The organism is Arthrobacter sp. JZ12, assembly GCF_035189165.1.
Classification (GTDB): domain Bacteria; phylum Actinomycetota; class Actinomycetes; order Actinomycetales; family Micrococcaceae; genus Arthrobacter_D.
Genome location: NZ_CP045246.1, coordinates 2315388 through 2340535, shown reverse-complemented (window position 1 = coordinate 2340535; position 25148 = coordinate 2315388). Strand labels below are relative to the sequence as shown.

Annotated in this window: 22 protein-coding genes, 1 pseudogene and 1 riboswitch; of the genes and pseudogenes, 13 read left to right on the top strand and 10 right to left on the bottom strand. The window is 66.0% G+C overall.

Going from position 1 to position 25148, the window contains the following annotated elements:
- Positions 1 to 20 precede the first annotated feature (20 nt).
- Positions 21 to 1595: an aminopeptidase P family protein gene (locus tag GC088_RS10705; protein WP_323962038.1), complete on the bottom strand. Its 1575-nt coding sequence runs from the start codon at positions 1593 to 1595 to the stop codon at positions 21 to 23.
- A 187-nt stretch (positions 1596 to 1782) separates the two neighbouring features.
- Between GC088_RS10705 and GC088_RS10700 the strand changes: the two genes are divergently transcribed.
- Positions 1783 to 3600, top strand: coding sequence for an acyltransferase family protein (locus tag GC088_RS10700; protein WP_323958995.1), 1818 nt, complete (start codon positions 1783 to 1785; stop codon positions 3598 to 3600).
- A gap of 29 nt (positions 3601 to 3629) precedes the next feature.
- A complete protein-coding gene (locus tag GC088_RS10695; protein ID WP_323958994.1) occupies positions 3630 to 4475 on the top strand; it encodes a PHP domain-containing protein in 846 nt (281 codons plus the stop codon).
- Positions 4476 to 4488: 13 nt separating this feature from the next.
- Here GC088_RS10695 and GC088_RS10690 read toward each other — a convergent pair whose 3' ends face one another.
- From GC088_RS10690 to GC088_RS10680, 3 genes and pseudogenes are all read right to left on the bottom strand, one after another.
- Positions 4489 to 5388: a DNA-methyltransferase gene (locus GC088_RS10690; RefSeq protein WP_323958993.1), complete on the bottom strand. Its 900-nt coding sequence runs from the start codon at positions 5386 to 5388 to the stop codon at positions 4489 to 4491.
- A gap of 6 nt (positions 5389 to 5394) precedes the next feature.
- A complete protein-coding gene (locus GC088_RS10685) occupies positions 5395 to 7011 on the bottom strand; it encodes a DEAD/DEAH box helicase (RefSeq protein WP_323958992.1) in 1617 nt (538 codons plus the stop codon).
- Positions 7012 to 7265: 254 nt separating this feature from the next.
- A pseudogene (locus GC088_RS10680) lies at positions 7266 to 8884 on the bottom strand (RNB domain-containing ribonuclease).
- A 67-nt stretch (positions 8885 to 8951) separates the two neighbouring features.
- Here GC088_RS10680 and GC088_RS10675 point away from each other — a divergent pair.
- Positions 8952 to 9677 (top strand): ferritin-like fold-containing protein, encoded by a 726-nt coding sequence (locus GC088_RS10675; protein WP_323958991.1) that lies wholly within the window; start codon positions 8952 to 8954, stop codon positions 9675 to 9677.
- 135 nt (positions 9678 to 9812) lie between these two features.
- Here the strand turns inward: GC088_RS10675 and GC088_RS10670 are convergent, their stop codons facing one another.
- Positions 9813 to 11390: an HNH endonuclease signature motif containing protein gene (locus GC088_RS10670; RefSeq protein WP_323958990.1), complete on the bottom strand. Its 1578-nt coding sequence runs from the start codon at positions 11388 to 11390 to the stop codon at positions 9813 to 9815.
- A gap of 94 nt (positions 11391 to 11484) precedes the next feature.
- Positions 11485 to 12135 carry a thiamine phosphate synthase gene (thiE, locus tag GC088_RS10665; protein ID WP_323958989.1) on the bottom strand — a complete coding sequence of 217 codons (651 nt, stop codon included), beginning with the start codon at positions 12133 to 12135 and terminating at the stop codon, positions 11485 to 11487.
- 13 nt (positions 12136 to 12148) lie between these two features.
- Positions 12149 to 12286, top strand: a riboswitch (TPP riboswitch).
- On the opposite strand from thiE, the gene thiO reads away from it, so the two are divergent.
- The 3 genes from thiO (at position 12279) to GC088_RS10650 (ending at position 14519) form a co-directional block, all read left to right on the top strand.
- On the top strand, positions 12279 to 13412 hold the full coding sequence (gene thiO, locus GC088_RS10660; RefSeq protein WP_323958988.1) for a glycine oxidase ThiO: 1134 nt from the start codon (positions 12279 to 12281) through the stop codon (positions 13410 to 13412). (Overlaps the previous riboswitch by 8 nt.)
- Positions 13409 to 13669 (top strand): sulfur carrier protein ThiS, encoded by a 261-nt coding sequence (gene thiS, locus GC088_RS10655; protein ID WP_323958987.1) that lies wholly within the window; start codon positions 13409 to 13411, stop codon positions 13667 to 13669. Before thiO ends, thiS begins: the two co-directional genes overlap by 4 nt.
- Positions 13670 to 13799: 130 nt before the next feature.
- A complete protein-coding gene (locus GC088_RS10650; protein WP_416377534.1) occupies positions 13800 to 14519 on the top strand; it encodes a thiazole synthase in 720 nt (239 codons plus the stop codon).
- Between the two features lie 21 nt (positions 14520 to 14540).
- On the opposite strand, the gene GC088_RS10645 is transcribed toward GC088_RS10650, so the two are convergent.
- The 3 genes from GC088_RS10645 to GC088_RS10635 form a co-directional block, all read right to left on the bottom strand.
- Positions 14541 to 14846 (bottom strand): hypothetical protein, encoded by a 306-nt coding sequence (locus tag GC088_RS10645; RefSeq protein WP_323958986.1) that lies wholly within the window; start codon positions 14844 to 14846, stop codon positions 14541 to 14543.
- Between the two features lie 31 nt (positions 14847 to 14877).
- Positions 14878 to 15102: a DUF3107 domain-containing protein gene (locus GC088_RS10640; RefSeq protein WP_323958985.1), complete on the bottom strand. Its 225-nt coding sequence runs from the start codon at positions 15100 to 15102 to the stop codon at positions 14878 to 14880.
- A 78-nt stretch (positions 15103 to 15180) separates the two neighbouring features.
- Complete coding sequence (locus tag GC088_RS10635; protein WP_323958984.1) at positions 15181 to 15801, bottom strand: TetR/AcrR family transcriptional regulator; 621 nt, start codon at positions 15799 to 15801, stop codon at positions 15181 to 15183.
- 232 nt (positions 15802 to 16033) lie between these two features.
- Between GC088_RS10635 and moeB the strand changes: the two genes are divergently transcribed.
- Entirely contained in the window at positions 16034 to 17215 is a 1182-nt protein-coding gene (gene moeB, locus GC088_RS10630; protein WP_323958983.1) for a molybdopterin-synthase adenylyltransferase MoeB, read from the top strand.
- Between the two features lie 24 nt (positions 17216 to 17239).
- Here moeB and GC088_RS10625 read toward each other — a convergent pair whose 3' ends face one another.
- Positions 17240 to 18562, bottom strand: a complete 1323-nt coding sequence (locus tag GC088_RS10625) for a glutamyl-tRNA reductase (protein ID WP_323958982.1) — start codon at positions 18560 to 18562, stop codon at positions 17240 to 17242.
- A gap of 220 nt (positions 18563 to 18782) precedes the next feature.
- On the opposite strand from GC088_RS10625, the gene hemE reads away from it, so the two are divergent.
- From hemE to GC088_RS10595, 6 genes are all read left to right on the top strand, one after another.
- Positions 18783 to 19850: a uroporphyrinogen decarboxylase gene (gene hemE / locus GC088_RS10620; RefSeq protein ID WP_323958981.1), complete on the top strand. Its 1068-nt coding sequence runs from the start codon at positions 18783 to 18785 to the stop codon at positions 19848 to 19850.
- Positions 19847 to 21307, top strand: a complete 1461-nt coding sequence (gene hemG, locus GC088_RS10615; protein WP_323958980.1) for a protoporphyrinogen oxidase — start codon at positions 19847 to 19849, stop codon at positions 21305 to 21307. Before hemE ends, hemG begins: the two co-directional genes overlap by 4 nt.
- 86 nt (positions 21308 to 21393) lie before the next feature.
- Positions 21394 to 22119: a hydrogen peroxide-dependent heme synthase gene (gene hemQ, locus GC088_RS10610; protein WP_323958978.1), complete on the top strand. Its 726-nt coding sequence runs from the start codon at positions 21394 to 21396 to the stop codon at positions 22117 to 22119.
- Positions 22116 to 23318, top strand: coding sequence for a ferrochelatase (locus GC088_RS10605; protein ID WP_323958977.1), 1203 nt, complete (start codon positions 22116 to 22118; stop codon positions 23316 to 23318). The genes hemQ and GC088_RS10605 overlap by 4 nt, the downstream gene beginning before the upstream one ends.
- Positions 23315 to 24271: a hydroxymethylbilane synthase gene (hemC, locus tag GC088_RS10600; protein WP_323958976.1), complete on the top strand. Its 957-nt coding sequence runs from the start codon at positions 23315 to 23317 to the stop codon at positions 24269 to 24271. The genes GC088_RS10605 and hemC overlap by 4 nt, the downstream gene beginning before the upstream one ends.
- Complete coding sequence (locus GC088_RS10595) at positions 24268 to 25146, top strand: uroporphyrinogen-III synthase (protein WP_323958975.1); 879 nt, start codon at positions 24268 to 24270, stop codon at positions 25144 to 25146. Before hemC ends, GC088_RS10595 begins: the two co-directional genes overlap by 4 nt.
- Positions 25147 to 25148 lie beyond the last annotated feature (2 nt).

Here is a 25148-nt window from a genome sequence, read left to right as displayed (position 1 = left end):
ACCTGCTTTGTTTAGCGGTGCTATTCCCCGGTGGGACTGTAGATGCCCGCCATCCAGGCTTCGACGTCGTCGGGGTTGCGCGGAAGCGCTGAGCTGAGGTTGACCGGACCATCGGCGGTCATCAGCACGTCGTCCTCGATCCGCACTCCGATACCCCGGTACTCTTCCGGGACGGCAAGGTCCTCTTCCTTGAAGTAGAGCCCGGGTTCGATCGTGAAGACCATGCCCTCGGTCAGCACCCCGTCAAGGTAAAGCTCCCGCTTGGCCTGGGCGCAGTCGTGGACGTCCATGCCGAGGTGGTGGCTTGTACCGTGCGGCATCCAGCGCCGGTGATGTTGTCCTTCCGGAGACAGGGCCTCCTCGAGCGAAACGGGAAGCAGTCCCCACTCATCCAGGCGCTCTGCCAGCACCGCCACCGCGGCAGCGTGCACGTCGCGGAACTTCGCTCCCACCCGGGCGGCAGCGAAACCCGCGTCCGCCGCGTCGAGCACGGCCTGGTAGACCTTTCGCTGGACCTCGGAGAACGTCCCGTTCACCGGGAGGGTGCGGGTGATGTCGGCGGTGTACAGGCTGTCGGCCTCGACGCCGGCATCCAGCAGGAGAAGGTCGCCTGCGTTCACCTGCCCGTTGTTCCGGATCCAGTGAAGGACAGTGGCATTGTTGCCGGCGGCCGCGATGGTGTCGTAACCGAGATCGTTTCCTTCTTCCCGGGCACGGGCGAAGAACGCGCCTTCGACCACGCGTTCCCCGCGGGGGTGGGTGATTGCCCGCGGCAGTTCCTTGACCACTTCGTGGAATCCGTTGACGGTGGCCTCGACCGCCTTGCGCATCTGCTCGATTTCCCACTCATCCTTGAGGAGTCGAAGTTCAGACAGCGCTTCGGCCAGCTTGGCGTCCAGTTCGTCGGAGGCCTCGAGGTCCACGCCGGTGTTGATGCGCGAGGTGTCAACGAGGGCGTCAACGTTCAGGTCCACCTCACGGAGCAGGCGGATACGGATTCCGCCGATCTCCACCGCACCGGCGTCCTTGGTGATCGCGGTTTCCAGGTCGGCAAGGTCGGCAGTGGTCAGCGACAGCAGGGCCTGGACTTCGGCGCGGGAGAGCCGGGAACCAATCCAGAACTCGCCGTAACGGGCATTGGCGTAGAACTCGGCGCTGTCCCGGCCGGCCAGCTCCCGGAAGTAGAGCGTGGCGTGGTGGTTGCCGCCGTCGTCGCCCTTGCCCTCATCGGTGGGTTCCAGAACCAGGACGGCGTCGGGCTCGTGGTCGAGCCCGAGTCCGGTAAGGTGCGCGAACCCGGAGTGGGGACGAAAGCGGTAGTCGGTGTCGTTCGAGCGGACCTTGAGGGGCCCGGCCGGAATCACCAGCCGCTCGCCCGGGAAGGACTTGGAGATTTTCAGACGGCGCTGGGCGGCGAAGCGGGCGACCTCCGCCTCCGACGGCAGGTCAGTGCCCTTCGGCGCCCAATTGGAGGCCATGAAGGCCTTGAATGCGTCGGAGTCCGGGCGCTGGGAACGGTTCTCATTCCGGCTGGACAGGGGCTGGTCCTCCGGCGTTACCGGGGTGGCGTCAACGGAGCCGGCGGGTGATTCCATGGCTGCTGACGACGGGGTGTCTTCTGCTGTAGTCACCGTCCCATCGTCTCACCGGCATGGTGGCAGTCCAAACGTTCAGTAGGGCACGCCCGGTCCGCGTCGGTTGCTGGTGCTGGACCCCGGTTTTTGTAAGGTGGCTCGGGGGCCTGTCCGCAGGATGTCTTTGCAGCCGACCACCAAAGGACCTATGTCGCCGCACAAGCCGACGCATCGGAACAAACCGCTCGATGGGCTGAGGGCGATCGCCGTCAGTGCTGTCGTTGCCTATCATCTAGCGCCCGGCGCGCTGCCCGGGGGATTCCTCGGCGTGGACCTCTTCTTCGTGTTGAGCGGCTACCTCATTACAGCGCTCGCCGCCGAGGAGTTGCGCACTTCCGGCCGCCTCGATCTTCGTTCGTTCTGGACCCGCAGGCTCCGACGGATCGTGCCTGCACTCGTTCCCGTGGTGCTGGTGACCTTCGCGCTTGTACTGCTGTTTCCGACAGGAGCGGACCGTGAGCTTCGGAGCCAGGCCTTCGGTGCTGCGACCTTCAGCACCAACTGGGTGCAGGTAGCCTCCGGCGGCACCTACTTCGCAGAGTCGGAGCCGCCGCTGTTGCTTCACCTGTGGTCGCTGGCAGTCGAGGAGCAGTTCTACCTGCTCTGGCCCCTTCTGCTGGTGCTGCTCTGGAGGCTCTGGCGGGTACGGTCGGGAGACGGGCTTCCGCTGCCCGCTGCTTTCGTAGTCCTCGCCGCTGCTTTCGCAAGCGCCGGGCTCATGGCGCTGAACTTTTCTCCTGCCGCCGATCCGAGCCGGCTGTACTTTGGCACCGAAACCCACGGTTTCGGCCTGCTTTTGGGTGCGTGGTCAGCACTCGCCGGGGCTGGTACCGGCAGGCTGCTGGCACCGGCCGCAAGCCGCGTGGTGCTTCCTGCCGCACTGCTCGTCCTGCTCGCGTTCTTCGTGGTCCTGCACGACGACGGTGCTGCCGCCTACCAGGGCGGAATGTTCGCCTTCACGGCGGTTACGGCATTGGTCGTGGCCATACTGCGTCATCCGGAAGGTGCCGCCGCAGGGTTGCTCGCGAGCCGGCCGCTGCAGTGGGTGGGCAGGCGCAGCTACGGAATCTATTTGTGGCACTGGCCCTGGACCGTCCTGGTAACCGGGTGGCTTCCGGCAGAGGCGGACGCATGGGCGGCCGCCGCCGTCGTGCCGTTGACACTCACTTGCGCGGCACTGAGCTGGCGCTTCCTGGAGAAGCCAATCCTGGCCCGCGGTGTACGTACGTCGGGCGCGGGTGTCTTTCGATCATGGCGTGCGCGGGAAGTTCGGCCTGCCCTCATCGGCGGCACGGCTGCCCTGGCCTCCGTCACGGTACTGGCCGGTACGGCCGTTGCAATGTCCCCGGCGACTACCCAGCTTGAGGACCAGTTGGCCGCAGGACAAGCAGCGGCGGAGCAAGCCGCAGCCGAGGCGAACGCAACTCCTGCGCCGTCGGCACAGCCCACCAACACTGCACCGGAAAAGCCTCCGGCAGCTTCCGAAGCGGTGGACGACGCCCCCCTGCAGGGCGGGTCTGTGACAGCGCTCGGCGATTCGGTGATGCTGGCGGCTGCGCCCCACCTGGTGGAGCAGATGCCCGGCATCGACGTTCAGGCGGAGGTGGGCAGGCAGATGTCGGAGGCGCCGGCGCTCGCCGCCGAACTGGACAGGCAGGGCAAGCTTCGGCCAGTGGTCGTCGTCGGACTGGGTACCAACGGTGAGTTTGACGCTGGGGTACTAGAGGAACTCCTGAGGGCCATTGGCCCCGACCGGAAGTTGGTGCTTGTGACTGCGCACGGCGCACGGGAGTGGGTGCCCATGGTGAACGAGACGATGCGGTCGTTCGCGGACGGCCGGCCCAATGTGGTCCTGGCGGAGTGGGACCGGGCGGCGCCTTCGGTCACCGATTTTGCCTCGGACGGGATCCATCCGGGACCGCAGGGAGGCGCCAGATACGCGGAACTGGTGCGTTCCGGGCGATGACGACCACGGCGCAGGCGTAGAGTTGTTCGGTGAGAATCGACCTGCACGCCCACTCAACGGTGTCCGACGGTACGGAAAGTCCGGCGGAGCTTATGCGCGCGGCCGCAGCGGCAGGGCTTGATGTCATCGCGCTGACCGATCATGACTCCACCGCGGGGTGGTCTGAGGCGGCGGCGGAAGCCAGGACCCTGGGACTGGCGCTGGTGCCAGGCATGGAAGTTTCCTGCCGAACGGACACGGGAGTCAGCGTCCATGTGCTGTCCTACCTCCACAACCCGGATGATCCCGGGCTGCTCGCCGAGGTGGAGCGGTCACGGGATGCACGGCTCACGCGCGCTGAACGAATGGTGGAGAAGCTGGCGGCGGACTATCCCATCTCCTGGGAGCACGTCCTGGAACACGTGGCCGACGGCGCCACCATCGGCCGGCCCCACATCGCCGACACCCTGGTGTCCCTCAATGTGGTGGGAACCCGTAGCGAAGCGTTTGCGAGTATGCTCAGCGCCCGCTCGCCCTACTGGGTGGGACACTATGCGCCGCATCCCGTCCATGCCGTGGCACTTGTGCGGGCAGCCGGGGGTGTGCCGGTGTTCGCGCACCCCGTCGCTTCTTCCCGCGGCCGTATCGTTGACAGCGACGTCACGCATGCCATGATCGACGCCGGCCTGCTGGGCCTCGAGATCGAGCACCGGGACAACCCGGAGGAGGGACGGAAAGAGTTGCGGGGCATTGCGGCGAAGAACAACCTGCTGGTGACCGGCTCAAGCGACTACCACGGTACGGGTAAGCCCAATCTCCTGGGCGAAAACCTCACCCATCCGGACGTTCTGGCCAGACTTGAGGAACTCGGCACCGGAAGCCGCGTCATTCGCTAACGGCGGAGTCGGGTTATCCGGTCGCGACGGGGACGCCGTCCCGGTCGGTTTCGACAAGCCAGGGCGCCAGGCGGCGCTCCATCACTTCGATGGCCTGGGGATTGCTGTCCACGCAGACGAACCTTCGGTCGAGCTTTCCGGCTGCGGCGCCCAGGGTGCCTGATCCCGCGAAGAAGTCCAGGACCCAGTCGCCCGGCCTGCTGCTTGCTGCGACCGCCCGGCGTATCAGGCCCTCGGGCTTCTGCGTGGGGTAGCCGGTCTTTTCCCTTCCGGTGGGCGAGACGATCGTATGCCACCACACGTCGGTGGGAAGCTTGCCGAGCGCGGCCTTTTCGGGGGTTACCAGGCCCGGGGCCATGTAAGGTTCACGGTCCACTTCATCGCTGTTGAAGTAGTAACCCTCGGGATCCTTCACGTAGACAAGGATGTTGTCGTGCTTGGCCGGCCAACGGCGGCGGGCACGGGCACCGTAGTCGTACGCCCAGATGATCTCGTTGAGGAAGCTAGCCCTGCCGAAAAGCATGTCCAGCATCACCTTGGCGTAGTGCACCTCGCGGTAGTCCAGGTGAACGTAGAGGGTTCCGTCGTCAGCCAGCAGGCGCCAGGCTTCGGCAAGGCGCGGGGCCAGGAACTCCCAGTAGTCCTCGAAAGCATCGTCGTAGCTCGCCAGCATGCCCCTGACGGTCGAGTAGCTAAGGCCCTTGAACCCGATCCGGTCGCCCTCGCCGGGTGCGCTTCTGACCATAGTTGTCTGCTGCCGCCGCTGGGCCCGCCCGGTGTTGAACGGAGGGTCCACGTAAATCATCGTGAAGGAACCGTCCGGTAATCCTGCGAGGTACTCCAGGTTGTCGGCATGCACCACGAGGTTCGGTCCATCCGGCGTCCAGGCCGGATGGACCGCAGCGTCAACCATGAACGGTCAGCCCTCGGCGGTGGGCTTGGTTACGACCTCGCCGTTGCGGCGTCGGGTGCGGGAGCGCCTCGTGCGTTCAATGCGCTCGGTGCGCTGGCTTGCCTCGGCATCGCTGCGTTCCTCGCTCGCTGCAGCCTTGGCGCCGTTGGGGCCACCGGAACGGCTGCGGCCGCGCGACCGCTCCTCCGTCCCGGACCCGGACGCGGAACCGCTCCGCCGCCCGCCTGAGCGGGAGCGTCCGCCCTTCTTGCCGGTCTCACCCAGGTCTTCGATCTTTTCCGCACCGATGCCGGCGAGTGTGCGCTGGCTGCGGGGGAGACGGCCCTTGGTGCCCTCCGGAATGTCCAGGTCGGTGTAAAGGTGCGGGGATGAGGAGTATGTTTCCACCGGCTCAGCCTGGTCCAGGCCGAGCGCCTTGTTGATCAGGCCCCAACGCGGAACCTCGTCCCAGTCCACGAAGGTGATGGCGGTACCCTTCTTGCCTGCGCGGCCGGTACGTCCGACGCGGTGCAGGTAGGCCTTTTCATCCTCGGGGCACTGGAAGTTGATGACGTGGGTGATGTCCTCGACGTCGATGCCGCGGGCCGCGACCTCGGTAGCCACCAGAACGTCGATCTTGTCTCCGCGGAAGGCACGCAAAGCCTGCTCGCGCGCTCCCTGGCCGAGGTCACCGTGGATGGCACCGGCAGCGAAGCCGCGGTCAACCAGTTCTTCGGACAGCTTCGCGGCCGTGCGCTTGGTCTTAGTGAAGATGATGGTCCGGCCGCGTCCCTCGGCCTGCAGGATGCGGGCCACGACCTCGTCCTTGTCCAGGCTATGAGCACGGTAGATGAGCTGCCGGATGTCCTTCTTCGTGGCGCCGTCGTCCTCGGGGTCAGCTGCCCGGATGTGCGTGGGGTGCGACATGTACCGGCGTGCCATTGCCACGACCGGGCCCGGCATGGTGGCGGAGAACAGGAGGGTCTGGCGGACCGGAGGCGTTGCGGACATGAGGGTTTCGACATCGGGCAGGAACCCGAGGTCCAGCATTTCGTCAGCTTCGTCAAGGACAACAATGCGGACATTCTTCAGCGACAGGATCTTCTGTCGGTACAGGTCGATCAACCGGCCCGGTGTACCGACCACAATCTCCGTCCCCTTCTTGAGGGCTTCGATCTGGGGCTCATAGGCCCGGCCGCCGTAGATGGTCACAATGCGCGCGTTGCGCTTCTTCGACGCCTTGGTCAGGTCGTCGGCAACCTGGACAGCGAGCTCGCGCGTGGGTACTACGACCAGCGCCTGCGGGGCTCCCGGTGCGGGCAACTTGTCATAGCCGTCGTCGGAGGGGCCGACCACACGCTGAATTGCCGGCACGCCGAACCCGAGTGTCTTGCCGGTTCCGGTCTTCGCCTGCCCGATGATGTCGTGGCCTTCCAGAGCAATCGACAGCGTCATTGCCTGGATGGGGAAGGGGTGGATGATTCCGGCATCGGCAAGCGATTCGACGATGTCAGCGCGCACGTTGAAGTCCGCAAATGTCTCCGGCGCCTCGTGGTGCGGCTCTTCAGTGCTGACAAGCGTCTCTTCGACGAAGATTTCGTCGTCGCTGTTGTCTGCATGGAGGTGATGGTTGTCTATGGTCACTCGTACTACCGTTCAATTAGGCACTGCCGCGGCCGGGCTCGACGACGGCCTCGAAGGGCCATTCGGAGCAGGACGGGGCAGGGCGTCCAGTGGAAGCCGATCGCGGGCTATCAACGGCGGCTCTGACGCGGTGTATTCCGCCTAGAGCTGGTAAAACTCAAGATCGCGTAGGTACTGCGGGTCGAGTGTCGGCTCAAATTCCGACGCAAGTTCATCAAAAGAACGACCGGGCATCCATTACTACGCACCCAAGTCTACCCTGCTGCGCTCTCGCTCTCTGACGCCGTGGTCTGCGGGATGGCAGCGACCAGTTCGAAGCGCAGCTCGCGACGCCCAATGTCCGCTGTCACCAGTCGGACCCGGACAGCCTCGCCGGCCGTCATCACGCCGTCACAGCGGGCCTCAACGGCGGGGTCGGCGATTTGAATGATGCCGTGCGGCCCGCCGTTCCCGTTCTTGCCGTTGCCGTTCTTGCCGTTCCCGTTTTTTCCATTCCCGTTGCCGTTGCGGCCGTTGCCGTTCTTTGCTTCGCCGTTCTTCCCGTTGCCGGACACGGCTCCGTCGCGCTCGGCATCCGCCGGCGGAACCGGACGCGACGCGCTGATGACGACGGCGTCAAACTCCTCACCCACTCTGTTGCTCAGCAGCGCCGCCTCCACAGCCGCGATGGCTCCGCTTTCCAGGCGGGAGGCCAACTGGTTCGACGACGACATCAGGGCGTTCAATTGCGGCAGGGCAGCGCGAACCCAGTCAGGGACCTCCCTGCCGGCGCACAGCGCCTCGCAGATCACCAGCACGAAGCGGTCCACGAGACGCCGGAGCGGGGCTGTGGTGTGGGCGTACGGAGCGGCGATGGCGGCCTGATCCACTGCCTCGGGGATCTCGCCGTCGAAAGCCGTGTAACCGGCTCCGCGGAAGAGGGAGGCAGCAGCGTGCATGAGCGACAACTGCCGCGGGTCGGAGGTGTCGAGGCTTCGGAGGAACTCACCATAGGGAACCGTGTGCGGCCACGAACGGCCAAGCGCGCGGGCCTGGTGCCGGAAGCGGGCAAGCGAGGTCTCATCGGGTGCGGGCATGGTGCGAAGGATCCCCACCCTGCCCTCAAGCATGATCTCCGCAGCAGCCATGCCGGTCATCAGGGACAACTGGGCATTCCAATCTTCCGCCGCCAGCGGGGACGGGTGACGATGAAGTACCGCTCGCCGTCGTGCGCTATTTCCTGCTCGGGGAGATTGAGGCTTGCGCCTCCGCGTTCCTTCTCCAGAAGGATCCGCTTGATGCCGATCTCCTTCAGCAGCCTCAGGTTCTCTGCTGCGCCTCCGGAGTCGATGTCTTCCTGGACCTGCTGGTAGGTCAGCTGGGCGCGGCTGCGGACCACCGCGCGTTCGACGCTGACAGACTGGACCTGCGCATCCTCGTCGAGCTGGAATTCCCATACGAAGGCGGACCGTTCCCGGCCGGGCAGAAGGCTTGCGGCGTCTTCGGCGATGATCTCGGGGTGGAGCGAAATTCGTCCATCCGGTGCATACATCGTCTGCCCGCGGAGCCTGGCCTCGGCATCGATGGCGCCGCCCGGGACAACGAAGGCCGGAACATCGGCGATGGCGTACCAGACGCGGTAGCCCGAGCCGGCCCGTTCCAGGTGGAAGGCCTGGTCCAGATCGGTTGACCCGGGCGGGTCTACGGTGATGAAGCCCAGGGCCGAGAGGTCCCGTGCAGGGGGCGAATGCCGCTGCACAGCTGAACGCGCCTCCGCCAGCACCTCAGGCGGAAACTCACCTCGCAGTTCCAGCTCCTGCCGCAGCTTTTCCAGGGCCGCGGTCAGCTGGATCTGCGAGTCGCGGTTGCTCAGATCCAGATGCGAATAGGGCACAGTGACAACTTAGTACAAGGTACGGACAAATCTGCGGGTAGAAATGCGTGCGGGTACGCTGGATTGCATGACTGCCTTGCACCCTCGAACCCCTGCAGGCCCTCCGTCGAAGGCCTCGGCAGGCGGGCGGGCCAATGGTCCTGGGCGTCCCGACAGCTTTGTCGTGGACCTGTTCGGCGTGATGGCCTACGGTGAACTGTCCGCGTTCGAGCGGCTCTCGTCCGACGCCCGGTTTTCGCCGACCCTGCGTGACAAGGCCGCCCTCGGGAGGCTCGCGGTCACCGAGTTCCAACATTTCGAACTGGTGAGCGCTCACCTCGCCGAGATGGGTGTGGACGCCGAGGATGCGATGGCGCCCTTCCAGGCCTCCGTTGACTCCTTCCATGAGCGCACCCGGCCTGCCGACTGGTATGAGTCCCTGATGAAGGCCTACGTCATTGACGCAATATCCAGTGACTTTTACACCGCGCTTGCGGGCAGCCTGGACGAGGACACGCGGAGCATCATCGCCCAGGTCCAGTCCACCGAAGAGCAGAGCGAACTGCTGCAGTCACGGCTGAAGGGGGCGCTCGCCGACGACCCCCGGCTCGCCTCAAGGCTGGCCCTGTGGGGGAGGAGGCTTGTGGGCGAAGCGCTCACGCAGGCCCAGCGGGTCGGCATCGAACGGCAGTTCCTCGGTGGCCTCCTGTTCGCTGGGGAGACAGCCGACCATGAACGTGAGACAGCGCAGCTCTTCGCCCAGCTGACCCGCAACCATTCCCGCCGTATGAGCCTGCTCGGCCTCACCGCCTGAACTCACCGCCTCAACCCGCACAAGCGCGCTTGACGTGATCCCCGCGCGGGCTCCGCTTCGGCACTCCGGGCGCGTGGGAGCGGCTCACCTGCCGCTCGCTCTTCAGAACCGCCCACCTAGTCACCTTCCGCGCGCCTAGAAGGGCGGGGGTGGTTCGGGGAGGGTGGTGTAGGTTTTGCCGGCCAATGAGGTGGTGTGGGGTGGTCCTGACCGGGTTGGAGTGATGGTCCAGATGCCGTCGGTTTTGAGTGTGTGGTGGAGTTTGCAGCGGGGTGCGAGGTTGGCCAGTTCAGTGGTTCCGCCATGGGCCCAGGGCTGGCTGTGGTCGAGTTCGCAGGACCAGGCTGAGCGGTTACAACCCGGGTGAACGCAGGTGGGATTGGTGATCCTGACCCAGTCCTGAAGGTGTCTGGGCGGCCGGTACCGGTCACGCCCGACGCTGAGTACGGCCCCCGTTTCGGGGTGAACGAGGATCCGGGTGAAACTCGGGGCGTGGGCGGCAAGGTTCCGAGCCGTTTCCGGGTCGATCGGCCCGTGCCCGTCCAGCAGACCGTTCGCACAGCCTTCGACCGAGGGCGGGGTGTCATCGGTGGTCGCGCCGTTCCGGTTCGCTGCGTTGTCCGGATTCTCGGCCTTGGCGTGTTGCCAGTCCTGCCGGCGGTGGCCGAGCAGGGTCATGACCGGGACGGTGACGTAGACCGAAGCTCCGATGCCGCGGTACCCGGTGCCCTTCTCCGGGTTCCCTGTGCAGGTGTGGGTGAGCACGTCCGTGAAAACGTCGGCACGGAGCTGGGCAAGGGTACGGTGTTCCTCGGGTCCTTGGAGGGAACGGGCGGCGGTGTCGACCCGGTTGAAAATACCGACGGCTTGCTCGGCGGGCAGGTACGCCGAAAGCCAGGCCATCCCGTCCTGGTCCGGCTGCACGGTCACGTCCCGGGCCTTCCGCGCCCGGTTGGCCCGTTCGACAATGGAATCCGGATGCAGTTCCTCCCGCAGCCGCCGGCACCGCCGCGCAAGCTTCGGTGGAGTCAACATGGCCGCGGTTTCCAGGATCGTCTCTTCGAAGTGTGGCACCGCGTGGGCCGGGATGAAGGAGGATTCCTCCACGATCACCCGGGCCTGCGCGGTAGTGATGCTACCGGCTTCCAGAGCCTCCCAGGTGGCGGGAAGATCATCAGCCAGGCGTAGCGAGTTCCGAAGCATTCGATGCGCCGTCCGGCCGGGTACCCGCAGCAAAGGCGCAATCTCCTCAGCGGCCAGCGGATGAGTCCCCGGCGGGTGCTCTTCACCGGTACGGCCGGCTTCGTGCCCGTCGACCTGACGGAAGACCTGAGCAGTCAGCGCAACCTTCTGCGCTGCCACCCACGACTCCAACCGGTCCGCCGCCAGCAGCAGATCAAGGGCGTCGGGCAGCCCCTGCAACCATGGGTTCGAGGTGGCGAGCATCCGCATCAGCGTCTCCGGCTCAGCTGCCTCAACCCGGGCGCGTTCTTCCTCATCGGTGGTGGAGTCCAGCTCGAACCCGTTGCAGTACCGCGGCGGGCCCGGACAAAACAGGCCCGTACACAGGTACGGCCGCCCACACGAGCACCGCGCACTGGCTTCCCCGCGGGCATCACTCTCGCGCGCACCACTCCCTACCGCAATGCGCGCAGGTTCAAGGGAGGCCGCACCATCGGAGCGGAGATCCTTGGTAGCCGTCGCCTGAGCCATGACTACAGTCCATCACCCGCCTCCGACATTCTTGGCCCGTATGCGTCCCTCGCTTTGAAAAATTGTTGAAACGCGTTGAGCGGGCAGACAATAGCTAGGCGGGAAGCTCCGCACGCAGTGCCTGGGCAGCCGCTTTGGGGTCCGTCGCCTCAGTGATGGCGCGAACGACGACGACGCGGCTCGCGCCTGCCTCAATCACGTCGCCTATATTCTGCTGGTCGATCCCGCCGATGGCGAACCAGGGCTTGAGCGCCCGGCCTTCGGCTTCGTGCGCCTGCTCCAGACGCGCTGCTTCCTGCACCAACTCGAGTCCGACGGCGGCCCTCCCGGGCTTGGTGGGCGTAGCCCACAGGGGCCCGACGCAGAAGTAGTCCACGTTCGGGTTTGCCGCCGCAGCAGCAGCCTCGACCGGGGAGTGTGTCGACAGGCCCAGGATGCCGCCGTCGTGCAGGAAAGGCCGGGCAATACCGGGCGGAAGATCCCGCTGACCAACGTGCAGGACCGGTGCGCCGCTTGCGGCGGCGATATCGGCGCGGTCGTTCACGGCCCAGAGCTTTCCATGCGCCACTGCGGCTGCCCGGAGCACCTCCAGAACCTCGAGTTCTTCCGCCGCTTCCAGGTTCTTGTCCCGCAACTGGATGATGTCCACACCGCCGGCGAATGCTGCGTCGACGAAGTCGGCGAAGTCGTTTTGTTGCGGGCGGGAATCGGTGCACAGGTACAGGCGAGCGGCGGAAGTTTGCATGCCACCTACAATAAGGGGGTACTGCGGGAGCCGTGCCGCGCTGACTTGGTTCAGTGCCAACGGCTGAGAGGGCGTTCGGCGCCGACCGCGTTGTGGAAACAACAAACCTGATCCGGGTCATGCCGGCGTAGGGAAGGACTCCTGTGGAAACAGAGGTGGATGTCGCCGTCGTCGGCGGTGGGATCGTAGGGCTGGGTATTGCGTGGGAAGCTCTCCGCAGGGGCCTGACCGCCGTCGTGATCGATCCGGCGCCCGCGACCGGAGCCACCCACGCCGCCGCCGGCATGATCGCGCCGGCCAGTGAACTGCACTACCGCGAGGAACACCTCCTGCAGTTGACTCTCGACTCGGCAGCCCGTTACCCGGAGTTCCTAGCCTCCCTCGAGTGGACCGGCATCGATCCCGAATACCGCGGGACCGGGACCGTGGTGCTCGCCGTCGATGCGGCTGACCGGCAGTCCCTCGCGGACCTCCGCGAGGTGCAGAAACTGCACGGACTTGATGTCGAACAGCTTCCGGTGCGCGAGGTGCGCCGCTCCGAACCCCTGATCGGGCCGGCACCAACCGGTGCATTTCGTGCCGCCGGTGACCACCAGGTGGATCCACGGAAGCTCGCAGAGTCGCTGCTCGTTGCGGTTCGCGCTCGGGGGCAGGTCATCGGGATGCGCGCCACTGCGCTCCAGCGCAGCGGGACGACGGTGACGGGGGTAATGCTCGACGACGGCAGTGCCGTTCGTGCCCGCTCCACCGTTGTTGCCAACGGGCTTGACGCAGCAACCCTCGAGGGACTGCCCGTCCCGCTTCCACTGCGTCCCGTGTACGGCGACATCCTCCGGCTGCGCGTGCCGACGACCTTGAGGCCGCTGCTCAACGCCACCGTGCGTGGACTGGTCCGCGGTCATGCGGTGTACGTGGTGCCGCGCGAAGACGGGACAGTGGTTATCGGCGCCACAATGAGGGAGGACGGCAGCGGTGCGGTGTCCGCGGGCGGTGTCTATCAGCTGCTCCGGGATGCGCAGCAGTTGATTCCGGCCGTAGCAGAACTTGAGCTGGAGGAAGTGCTTTGCCGGGCCCGTCCGGGCACGCCGGACAACGCGCCGCTGATGGGCTGTGTCCCGGGAAACGACGGCCTCATCGTGGCCACAGGCTTCTTCCGGCACGGGGTGCTGCTGACCCCCGCTGCGGCGGCCGCTTGCATTGATCTTGCGGAAGGCAAGCCGCTGCCGGCAGGCCATGAGCGGTACCGGCCCGACAGGTTCCAGAAGGGAAGTGTATGAGCACTCAACAAGTACAGGCCGCCCGCACCGTTACGGTGAACGGCGAAACGCTATCGACGGCGGCTGCCGACCTGCTTCAGCTGGTCGCAGAACATACCGGCAGGCCCCTGGCGCCGTCCGGGCAGCCTGCAGACGGAGCCCGTCTTGGCGTGGCCGTCGCGGTGAATGCCACAGTGGTGCCGCGCAGCCAGTGGGCGGGCCTGCAGTTGGCCGATGGCGACGACATCGAACTCGTCACAGCAGTACAGGGAGGCTGAGTTGCAGGAAAACACTAACGTGCAGGAAAACACTAACGTGCAGGGGAACTTTAAGGTGCAGGAGAACTTGGCACCCCAGCCCGCTGACCCGCTGGTGATCGACGGGATAGCGCTCGCATCCCGACTGATCATGGGGACGGGGGGAGCTCCCAGCGTGGACGGACTGGGCGAAGCACTGGCGGCCTCGGGCACAGAGCTGACGACGGTGGCCATGCGGCGCTACACGCCACAAGCGGGCGCTAGTCTGTTCCAGTTGCTTGAGGGACAGGGGATGAGAATCCTGCCTAACACCGCGGGCTGCTTCACGGCCCGGGAGGCAGTGCTGACCGCCGAACTGGGCAGGGAGGCGCTGGAGACGAACTGGGTGAAGCTGGAAGTTATTGCGGATGAGCAGACGCTGCTGCCCGACGCCGTCGAACTGGTGGAGGCAACGGAGCAGCTCGTCGGGCGGGGCTTTACCGTGTTCGCCTACACCAATGACGATCCGGTGCTCGCCCTCCGCCTGGAGCAGCTCGGCGCGGCCGCTGTGATGCCGCTGGGAGCTCCGATCGGTACCGGACTGGGGATCCTGAATCCGCACAACATCGAACTGATCGTGTCCCGGGCATCGGTTCCGGTAGTGCTCGACGCCGGGATCGGCACCGCATCGGATGCGGCCCTTGCAATGGAACTTGGGTGCGACGCCGTTCTGCTGGCTACCGCTGTCACCAGGGCCCAGGATCCGGTTGCGATGGCAAGTGCTTTCCGCCACGCGGTGATTGCCGGCAGGCTTGCGGCACGGGCGGGCAGGATACCGAAGCGCGAACATGCCCTGGCATCCTCATCATTCGAGGGCCGGGCCGACCTTTGAAAGCGCGTTATGCGGCGATACTCAGCGCCGCTTGAGGATTGCCGTCATAGCCGCCTGGTCAGCCTGCTCCCTGTGGCGGCCGAACCACCAGGCTGTGCCGGCCGTGACTCCTGCCGCCACGATCAGCGGCAGGAGCCAGGCCAGCCAGAACAGATCCGGATGATAGCCCAATCCCGTGAACTGCAGGATTATCCAGGTGAGAAGGGCTGAGACAAGGGCTGCCGCGGGCAGCAGCAGTAGTCCGTAGCGGTGGTGCCGAGGGTCTATCAACGAGGCTAGAAACCCGATGAATACTGACACCCCGGCGACCACGATCAGGGAAACCACTGCAGCATCCTTATCAGCTGGAGGGTGTGGGCTAGAGGGCGCCGAAACCAATACGGCGCGACTCGCTTTCGCCGATTTCCACGTAGCCCAGAACAGCTGAAGGGACAATCACCTGACGGCCCTTGGAGTCCGACAGTCGCAGCTCGGCACCGCCGTTCATGGCTTTGCTGACGATCTCTGCCACCTCGTCAGCGGTCTGGTTCGATTCCAGGACAATCTCACGGTTGACGTTCTGGACGCCGATCTTGATCTCCACGGTCAGGCCTTCCTGTTGGGTGAGCGGAAACGTGCATGGCGGGAACGTGCCGCGCCAGCAGACTAAGGGAAATGTAACTCAGATTTCCTTGGGGAACCGACTGATTCCGCGCCAAGCTAAACGGTAAATGAGTTCAGCAGCGGCATCGATGTCCAGGCTGCCGTCCGTCTCCAGCCAGTAACGGGCACTGACCTGCGCCATGCCTGCCATTGCACGGCCAAGGAGCGTAGCTTCAAGATGGGAGAGCCTGGTGTCGCCGGCAATGACACCGGCGATCTCATCCGCAAAGTGTGCGTTGAACGCTTCGAGCCTTCGGCTGACATCAGGGTCGTTGTTGAGGTCGGACTCGAAGACGATGCGGTGTGCCTGACTGTCCTGGGCGATGAACTGGAAGTAGGCACGCATGGTCGCGTGCACGCGCTGCTTGTTGTCCGTGGTTGACCGAATGGCTTCCACCAGCAGATCGGTCAGGGACGCAAGATGATTCTCCAACAGGGCCAGGTAAAGCTCGCGCTTCCCCGGGAAGTGCTGGTACAGCACAGGCTTGCTCACGTGCGCCACTTCGGCGATCTCGTCCATGGCGGCACCGTGGTAGCCGTTCGCGACGAACACCTCATGAGCGGCGCGCAGCAGCTGCCGTCGCCGCTCGTCACGGGGAAGCCTAACGGCCTTTCCGCTTGCCGGTGCCTCTGAGCTCACGTTCCTGGGCTTTCGTCTGTGTGCTGAATCTTGTCTTTGATATCTGTTTTGGTCTCTGTCTTGGTCGTCGGGCTCTCGCCAACAGGTCCGCCTGATCGACGGGCTCCCAGTCTACCTGTGCACTGCGTCAACGGACCGAAAGCCGCCCGATTCATTGCGCTTGGGTTGCTGTCCGGAAGTCTTGCCTGAAGTTGCATTGCATGTATCGGCCTTGAGGGGCATACATTGAAGCATGAGCTCTCCGACTGCTGTACCTGGTCCGCTCGTAGACCCGCACCCAGAGCTGACGAGGGAGGAGACCGAACGCTATTCGCGGCACCTGATTCTTCCCGAGTTCGGACTTGAAGCCCAGAAGCGGCTCAAGAATGCGAGGGTGCTTGTGATCGGAGCCGGTGGGCTGGGATCGCCCGCCCTGCTCTACCTGGCGGCAGCGGGCGTGGGGACGCTGGGAATCGTGGACGACGACGTCGTCGATGTCTCCAATCTCCAGCGGCAGGTGATTCACGGCGTGAGCAATATCGGCCAGGAGAAAGCGCGTTCGGCCGAGCAGAGCATCCTTGAACTCAACCCGCATGTACAGGTCATCCGCCACGAGGTGAGACTGGACGCGGGAAACGCGCTGGACATCTTCGCGGGCTACGACCTGATCCTGGATGGCACGGACAACTTCGCAACCCGTTACCTGGTGAGCGATGCCGCCGAGATCCTGGGCAAACCGTATGTCTGGGGCTCAATTCTGCGCTTCGACGGGCAGGTCAGCGTCTTCTGGGCCAAACATGGTCCCAGCTATCGGGATCTGTACCCGGAGGCGCCACCGCCAGGTGCCGTTCCTTCCTGTGCGGAAGGCGGAGTACTCGGGGTGCTCTGCGCCCAGATCGGGTCGGTCATGGTGAATGAGGCGATCAAGCTGATCACCGGCATCGGAACCACGCTCCTCGGCCGCGTGCTCATCTTCAATGCGCTGGACATGACGTGGCGGGAACTGCGTGTACGGCGCGACCCCTCAGCAGCGCCTGTGACTGAACTATCGGACTACGAGGCCTTCTGCGGGCTAACTCCTGTCACCACCAAGGACGAGGAAGAGCTTCCCACCGTTACCGTCCAACAGCTGGAGGAACTCCTCAGGGACCGCTCAGCCGGTGCGCGTGACTTCGACCTGATTGACGTGAGGGAGCCGGGGGAGTACGAGATCGTCCGGATCGACGGATCGACACTCGTTCCCCAAAACCGAGTATTGAATGGCGAGGTCCAGCTGGATCCGGAGCGGGAGATGTACGTCCACTGCAAGGCGGGAGGGCGCTCAGCCAATGTGGTGCGTTTCCTTCGTCAGCAAGGAGCACGCAAGGCTTACAACGTGGATGGCGGAATCCTGCGCTGGATCAGCGATGTGGAGCCGAATAAGCCTGTCTACTGACTGTGCGGTTCGGGCCAACCTGAGTCAGGCTGAATCGACCTGTGCCTGATGTGCCGGGCAGGCCTGCTCGGACGTGGCAGCGGGGGCGACCGCCTGTTCAGGCTCAATTCCGTACAGCGCTTCGAGGGCCGCTGTGTAGTCCTCCTGGCGTCCCTCTGCCGCAAGCTGACGTGCCCGGACCGTGGGGATGTGCAGCAACTGCCGTACCATCCGCCGGAGCGCGAATTCCACTTCCTCGGCCGCGGCGGTGCAGCCGTGCTGCGCCCGAACGCGTGCCATTTCAGCCTCAAGCACCTGGTGAGTGTGCTTGCGCAGTGCAACGATCGACGCGTCGACCGAACGGGCGTTCACCTGCTCCTGGAATGACTCGGCAGCCTTTGAGACCAGATCCCCGGCCTGGCGCAGCGACTCTGCCTGCTCCTCGGGCGCCGCGAGGCGAACCGATTCCAGGGTGATGAGTTCAACGTTCTCCACCATGTCGACCTCGGGATCGAAGTCGTGGCTCAGTGCGAGGTCGACGATGACAAGGGTGCGGTCCACGCCCTCCCGCAGTCGGCGCACATCATCGGCGCTCACGCGGCGCTCGCTTCCGCTGCAGCCGATGACGACGTCGGCCCGGGTCAAAGCAGCCGGCAATGTCTCCTCGGACAGCGCCGCACCGCCGCGGGTCGCGACGAAGCTCTCTGCGCGGCCCGATGGTGAGTAAACCGAGATGTCCGTGCAGCCGCGCTCGCGCAGCAGGGCCATGGTTGCGCCGGCGTAGGCACCGGTACCGAAGATGACTACTGCCTTGTCGGACAGTTCCGGGTTGCCGGCCAGATCGGACGCAAGGTCGAGTGCGACCGAGACGATCGAACGTCCCCGTGCACCGAGCGCGGTCTGGGCGCCGACGTCGCGCGCTGTCCGCGATGCTGCCTGGAAGAGGCGGACGAGGCCGCCGCTGGCCGTGCCGGTGCCCTGGGATTCAATCAGTGCGCGGCGTACCTGGCCGGCGATCTCGCGCTCGCCGACCACTGCGGAATCCAGGCCGGAGCTTACGCTGAACAGGTGGCGGGGAACTTCCTGGCCGGTCAGGGTGGCGAAGGAATCAGAGACGGTGCTCTTGGGCAGTCCGGACTGCTCGCTGATAGCTGTGATGAGGGAGGCCCGTGCGGCTTCGACGTCCTGCTCGGAGGCTGCCTCGCCGTAGATCTCAAACCTGTTGCAGGTGGCGAGCGTTACCGCTCCAGTCAGCGCCGGGCTGTCCTGAAGCGCGGAAGAAGCGACCTGGGACGCCCCGACGCTAAGGCGGGCTACCGTCTCCAGATCGATATCCGAGTGGGTCGCGACCAAGGAAAAGTAATTCACAGCCCTTCCAGCATAGCCAAGCGCCCCGCCTCAGCCCTAATAGGTCAACCTAACCTGCAAGGTTTCTCCAAGTCCACAGAAGTGGCGCTTTTCCGCGAAATTTCGGGGTTTTTCCACAGCTCTCAGAATTTTGCACGCCACCGTGATGTCGGCCACCCACGCCGCTGCGCCCGGCAGGTGCAATTATCCGAACTGGACGAACTTCGGCAGAATCAACCCTATGACCCTCAGCGCAACTCATCCGCTCTCCGACGGCAGGACTTCGGAGTCCCCGCTCATCCAGGCCTACCGCGGCAAGACCCCTGCCCGGCGCCCCGTCTGGTTCATGCGGCAGGCCGGTCGCTCGTTGCCTGAGTACCGTGCGCTGCGTGAAGGTACGGCCATGCTCGATGCCTGCCTGGACCCGGCCATGGCTGCAGAGATTACGTTGCAGCCGGTACGTCGGCACGACGTCGATGCCGCCATCTTCTTCTCCGACATCGTCATCCCGCTCAAGCTGGCGGGAGTCGACGTCGACATCGTTCCGGGCGTGGGACCTGTGCTCGGCAAGCCCGTCCGAACGGCGGCCGACGTCGCCGCACTGCCGGAGCTCCGTGCCGTATCCCTGGAACCCATCCGGGAAGCCGTGGCGCGCACAGTGGCTGAACTGGGGAACACTCCGCTGATCGGCTTCGCCGGCGCCCCGTTCACCCTCGCGGCCTACATGGTCGAGGGGCGTCCCTCCCGTGACCACTTGGGTCCGCGCACGATGATGCACGCTGACCCTTCAGCCTGGCGGGCCCTGACCGAGTGGGCGGCCGACGCATCGGGGCTTTTCCTTCGAGCCCAGCTTGAGGCCGGAGCGAGCGCCGGCCAGCTTTTCGACTCCTGGGCCGGCTCCCTCGGACTGGCCGACTATGTGCGCCACGTGGCGCCGGCGTCGTCCCGGGCCCTTGACCACGTGCGCGACTGCGGTGCGCCGCTGGTGCACTTCGGCACCGGAACGTCCGAGTTGCTCGTGGCGATGCGGGACGTCGGCGTCGACGTTGTCGGAGTCGATTACCGGCTCCCGCTTGATGAGGCGAACCGCCGGCTTGGCGGAAGCGTTGCGCTCCAAGGCAATATCGATCCCGCCCTGCTGTCCGCGCCGTGGGACGTCCTCGAGGCCCACGTCCGCGAGGTCCTCGACGCCGGATCATCGGCTCCTGGTCACGTTGTGAACCTCGGTCATGGAGTTCCGCCTGAAGCCGATCCCGACGTTCTCACCCGTGTCGTTTCGCTCGTTCACTCGGTGCCGCCCAAGCGATGAGCCGGGGTAGCCAGAGCAGCAGGGCCGGCAAAAGCACGACGACGACTCCGGCCTCGGTGGTCGTCGTCGGCGGAGGCATGGCCGGTCTCTGCTCGGCGCGCGAACTCGCCGCTGCCGGACTTGCCGTGACCGTGCTTGAGGCATCGCCCGACTTCGGCGGCTCGGTTGCCCCCCATTCGTTGGCGGGCCTCACGCTCGACGCCGGTGCGGAGTCGTTCTCGACGCGCGCGGACACTGTCCCTGCCCTCGCCCGCGAACTCGGACTGGGGGACCGGATCCGGACTCCGAACCCGGCCGGTGCCTGGCTGCAGTTGCCTGCGCCGGACGGCGGACGGATGGCGGCCCCGCTGCCGATATCCGGGGTACTTGGGATTCCCGCCGACGTCCGCGACCCCGACATCACACGCCTGATCGGCCGTGCCGCCAGCGTGCGTGCGGCGCTGGACCGCGCGCTGCCCCTCGGCTCGTTGCTGAACCAGTCCGAACTGAGTTTGGGTGCGGTGGTCCGGGCGCGGATGGGGTCCGAGGTGCTGACCCGGCTGGTGGCTCCCGTCGTCGGCGGCGTGCTGTCTGCCGACCCCGACGACCTCGACGTGGACTCCGCCGTACCCGGCCTCCGCGCCGCCATGCGCAGGCACGGGTCGCTGGGTGCCGCCGTCGGTGCGATGCGGCAAGCGGCCCCGGCCGGTTCAACCGTCGCTGGACTCGACGGCGGAATGCACCAGCTTCCCGCGGCCCTGGTGGACGTGCTCAAGCGCGATGGCGCGAACCTCCTGGCGTCCGAGCCGGTCCGCACGCTCACCCGCCGCCCCGACGGGTGGACCGTGGTAACCGACTCCCGGACCCTGGAGGCGGACGCGGTGATAGTGGCCGTGGACGGTCCCACCGCCGTCGACCTGCTTTCACCGACGCTGCCCCAGCTGGCAAGGGACCGGCCGGAGGTGGTTCCCGACGTCGCGCTGGTGAGCCTGGTTGTGGACGTTCCCCAGCTCGACGCAGCCCCTCGCGGCACCGGGGTGCTTGTCGGAGAGGGGACTCCCGGGGTACGGGCCAAGGCGCTCACGCACGCCACCGCGAAGTGGCCATGGCTTGCAGACAAAGCGGGTCCGGGAAACCACGTGGTGCGCCTCTCCTACGGGCGTGCCTCCGACACCACCGCCCAGGTTGCCGACGACGCGCTGTTCTCGGCAGCACTGCATGATGCGTCGCTGCTGCTGGATGTGCGGATCGGGCAGGCCGACGTCGTCGACTGGGACGTCGTCCGGTGGAACAACGCCCTTCCGCACGCAACGATCGGGCACCGCGACCGGATTGCCCGGGTTCGGGCGGCCACGGCCGATGAGCGCGGGCTCGAGGTCGTGGGCGCCTGGCTTGCCGGCACGGGACTGGTGTCAGTAATCGACAATGCGCGGGACCGTGCGTCCGCTCTCGCCCGACGCCTGCTGGACGCATACTGACGTCGGTGTGTGACATTGATAACCTTCTACAGGCTGTAGAAGCCGCTGATTTCTTATTTGCCTGAGGACAGGAGCAGACTGGATTCATGAGCGAGAACGCGGGCCCCGACTACGGGCAGAGTACCTCCACTACCCATTCCACCCAGAGCAGCAACGACGCCGGAACGTCCCAGTTCTACACGCTCTGGACTGTGTTCAAGCGAGGGTCCGGAACCCCTGACGACGGCGTCGCACTCGAGTCGGCTATCTCGGACCTGGCTGCATCCGGCGTGACTGTCCGCGGACTGTACGACGTTTCTTCCATGCGGGCCGATGCCGATGTCATGGTGTGGCTGCACGGTCCCCAGCCGGAAAAACTCCAGGCCGCGGTTCGCACCCTGCGCCGCACTGCCACGTTCGACGGCACGGACATCGTGTGGTCCGCGATGGGCGTGCACCGTGATGCAGAGTTCTCCAAGAGCCACTCTCCGGCGTTCGCCCGCGGGGTGGAGCCGTCTACGTGGGTGTGTGTCTACCCGTTCGTGCGTTCGTACGACTGGTACATCCTTCCCACCGAGGAGCGCCGCGAGATGCTCTACGACCACGGCATGAAGGGGCGCCAGTACCCGCAGGTAATCTCCAACACCGTCTCCTCCTTCGCTCTCGGCGACTGGGAATGGATCCTTGCGCTTGAAGCCCCGGATCTGGTTGACCTGGTCGACCTGATGCGTCACCTTCGCGAAACCGAGGCGCGCCGCCACGTCCGCGAGGAAGTACCCTTCTACACCGGCCGGCGCATCGACGCCAAGGAAGCAGCAGAGGTCCTGCGATGAGCACCCACACTTTCCACCCGCTCGACGGGGTAGACGAGAACGGCCGGATGGCGCCGAAGAAGTACGACGCGATTGTGCTTGCGTCCTTCGGCGGACCCGAGGGCCAGGACGACGTCATCCCCTTCCTCCGCAACGTGACCCGCGGACGCGGAATCCCGGATGAGCGGCTCGAGGAGGTCTCGCACCACTACCGTGCGTTCGGCGGCATCAGCCCGATCAACCAGCAGAACCGCGAGCTCAAGGCCGCCATGGAGGCGGAGCTTGCCCGGCGCGGCATCGAACTGCCGGTGCTTTGGGGCAACCGGAACTGGGCTCCGTTCATCGCCGACACCCTCAAGGAAGCGTACGACGCCGGCCATCGCCGGCTGCTCGCCGTCACCACGAGTGCTTACTCCTGTTACTCCAGCTGCCGCCAGTACCGCGAAGACCTCGGCATGGCCCTGGTGGAAACAGGCCTGGACGGGCAGCTCGAAGTGGACAAGGTCCGCCAGTACTTCGACCACCCTGGATTCGTGGAGCCTTTTGTCGAGGGTGTGACCAACGGACTCAAGTCGGTCCGGGACCGCCTCGTCGCCGCCGGCGATGGGGACGCTCCGATCCACATCATGTTCGCCACGCACTCCATTCCCACGGCTGATGCTGAAGCGGCAGGTCCCCGCAACGACGACGGCGGCCCGGCCCTCGAAGACGGCGCCTACGTCGCGCAGCACCTCGCTACCGCCCAGGCGGTACTGGACCGGGTTCCCGAGGCTGCGGGCTGCGAATGGTCGCTGGTTTACCAGTCCCGTTCTGGAGCACCGCATATTCCGTGGCTCGAGCCTGACATCAACGACGCACTAGGCGATCTGGCAGCAACGGGTGCCAAGGGTGTGGTGATCGTTCCGCTGGGGTTCGTCAGCGACCACATGGAGGTTGTCTGGGACCTGGATACCGAGGCGTTGGAGACCTGCGCGGAGCTCGGCCTTGTTGCCGAGCGCGTCCCGACTCCCGGTACCCATGACAAGTTCGTGGCAGGCCTCATCGACCTGGTGAGCGAACGCACCGCCGACAACACCATCCTCGACCGTCCGGCCACCACGGACCTCGGCCCCTGGTACGACGTATGCCGGCCGAACTGCTGCGCCAACAAGCGCGGGGAGAAGCCGACTATCGCGGGGGCCGATTCCACGGTGGGCCTGCCTGAAGAAGAGCGGGCATGACCGATCCGGTCCTCGTCGGGACGCGGGCCAGCGCGCTTGCCCTGACCCAGACCACCACTGTGGCCGAGAGCCTGGCCGGGCTCGGCGGCTTCGGCTACGAACTGGTACGCGTGAGTACAACCGGTGACGTGAACCGGGCTTCCCTGTCCCAGATCGGTGGAACGGGCGTCTTCGTCACGGCTCTTCGGGAGGCCCTGCTCGCCAAGACCTGCGACGTCGCGGTGCATTCCCTCAAGGATCTGCCCACCACGCAGGCAGAAGGGCTGGTTGTCGCGGCGATCCCTGAACGGGTCGATACCCGCGATGCGCTGTGCGCACGGGACGGGCTGACGCTGGCCGAACTACCCGGGGGCGCGAGTGTCGGAACCGGATCTCCGCGCCGTGCCGCCCAGTTGCGGTCGGCTCGCCCCGACCTGACCGTGATCGACATCCGCGGCAACGTGGACACCAGGCTCGGCCGGGTGGCCGGACTGGTCGAAGGCGGACCGGGCGACCTCGACGCCGTCGTGCTGGCCGCCGCCGGGCTCTTCCGCCTTGGCCGCCAGAACCTGATCACGGAGTACCTGGACCCGGCGCTCATGCTGCCGGCTCCCGGGCAGGGTGCCCTTGCCATCGAGTGCCGCACGGCCGACGCCGGCGAGTCGCAGTTCGCCGAGGCCCTTCGGCTCTACGACCATGAGCCCACCCGTCTCGCGGTGACCGCCGAGCGTGCTCTGCTCCGGCGGCTCGAAGCCGGCTGCACCGCACCCATCGGTGCGCTTGCCGGCACGGAAGACGGCGTCCTCGCCCTCGAAGCTGTGGTCTGCAGCGCGGACGGGAGCCGTCTGCTTCGGCGTGGACAGACGACGCCGCACCTGACCGAATCCGGGGCCGCAGCCCTCGGCATCGCCCTGGCCGAGGAACTGCTGGCTGCCGGTGCAGCAGAGATCGCCGGGCTCAGCGCGGATTCATGACGCCATCTGATCCAGCCCCCGATCTCTCGGGGGTAACGGTGGCCCTGCTGCGCAACCCTGAGCGGGCTTCGGAAATGGCCGCCGAGCTGGGTCGCCGCGGAGCCAGGGTGCTGAACGTACCCCTCATTGACTGGGAACTGCCCGCGGATACGTCCACGCTAGACGACCGGCTCCGCGCGGCGTCAACCTATGACTGGGTCCTCCTGACCAGCGTGACCACCGTGCGGGTGCTCGCTCAGCGCGCCGAGGCACTCGGGTTCAGCCTCCCCGTGTTGTTGGCACCGGCTCGGGTGGCAGCGGTGGGCGCAGCCACCCAGAGGGAGCTCGAGCGCGTTGGCGTCGTCGTCGACCTTGTGCCTGAGCAGGACCAGTCAGCGGTGGGACTGCTGTCCGTACTGCCGGAAGGAACCCCACGGGCAGGAACCCCGCGCGCGCTGCTGCCGCAGTCCGAGATCGCGGCAGACACCCTTCGCGCGGGCCTGGCAGATCGTGGCTGGACCGTGGACGCGGTGTCAGCCTACGCAACGGTCGACTATCCGGCCGCGGCCGATCTCCGCATCAAAGCACCGCACACTGCAGAACCATCCGACAGCCATGAGCCTGACGGCATGCTCAGCAGCGGGGAACTCGCTGCCGGCCTCAGGGGCGGTGCGATTGACGCCGTCGTACTGACCTCGCCCAGCGTCGCCGGGCGACTGCATGCCATGATGGGACAGTTGCCCGGGCATGTGGCCACAGCTGCAATCGGCCGCCGTACCGCACAAGACGCCGCGAAGCTTGGGCTCAGGATCGATGCCGTCGCCTCAATGCCGGGTCCAGCCGGCATCGCAGACGCGGTGGCTGCCGCCGTCGCTCATCAACGGAAGAAAAGGTAACC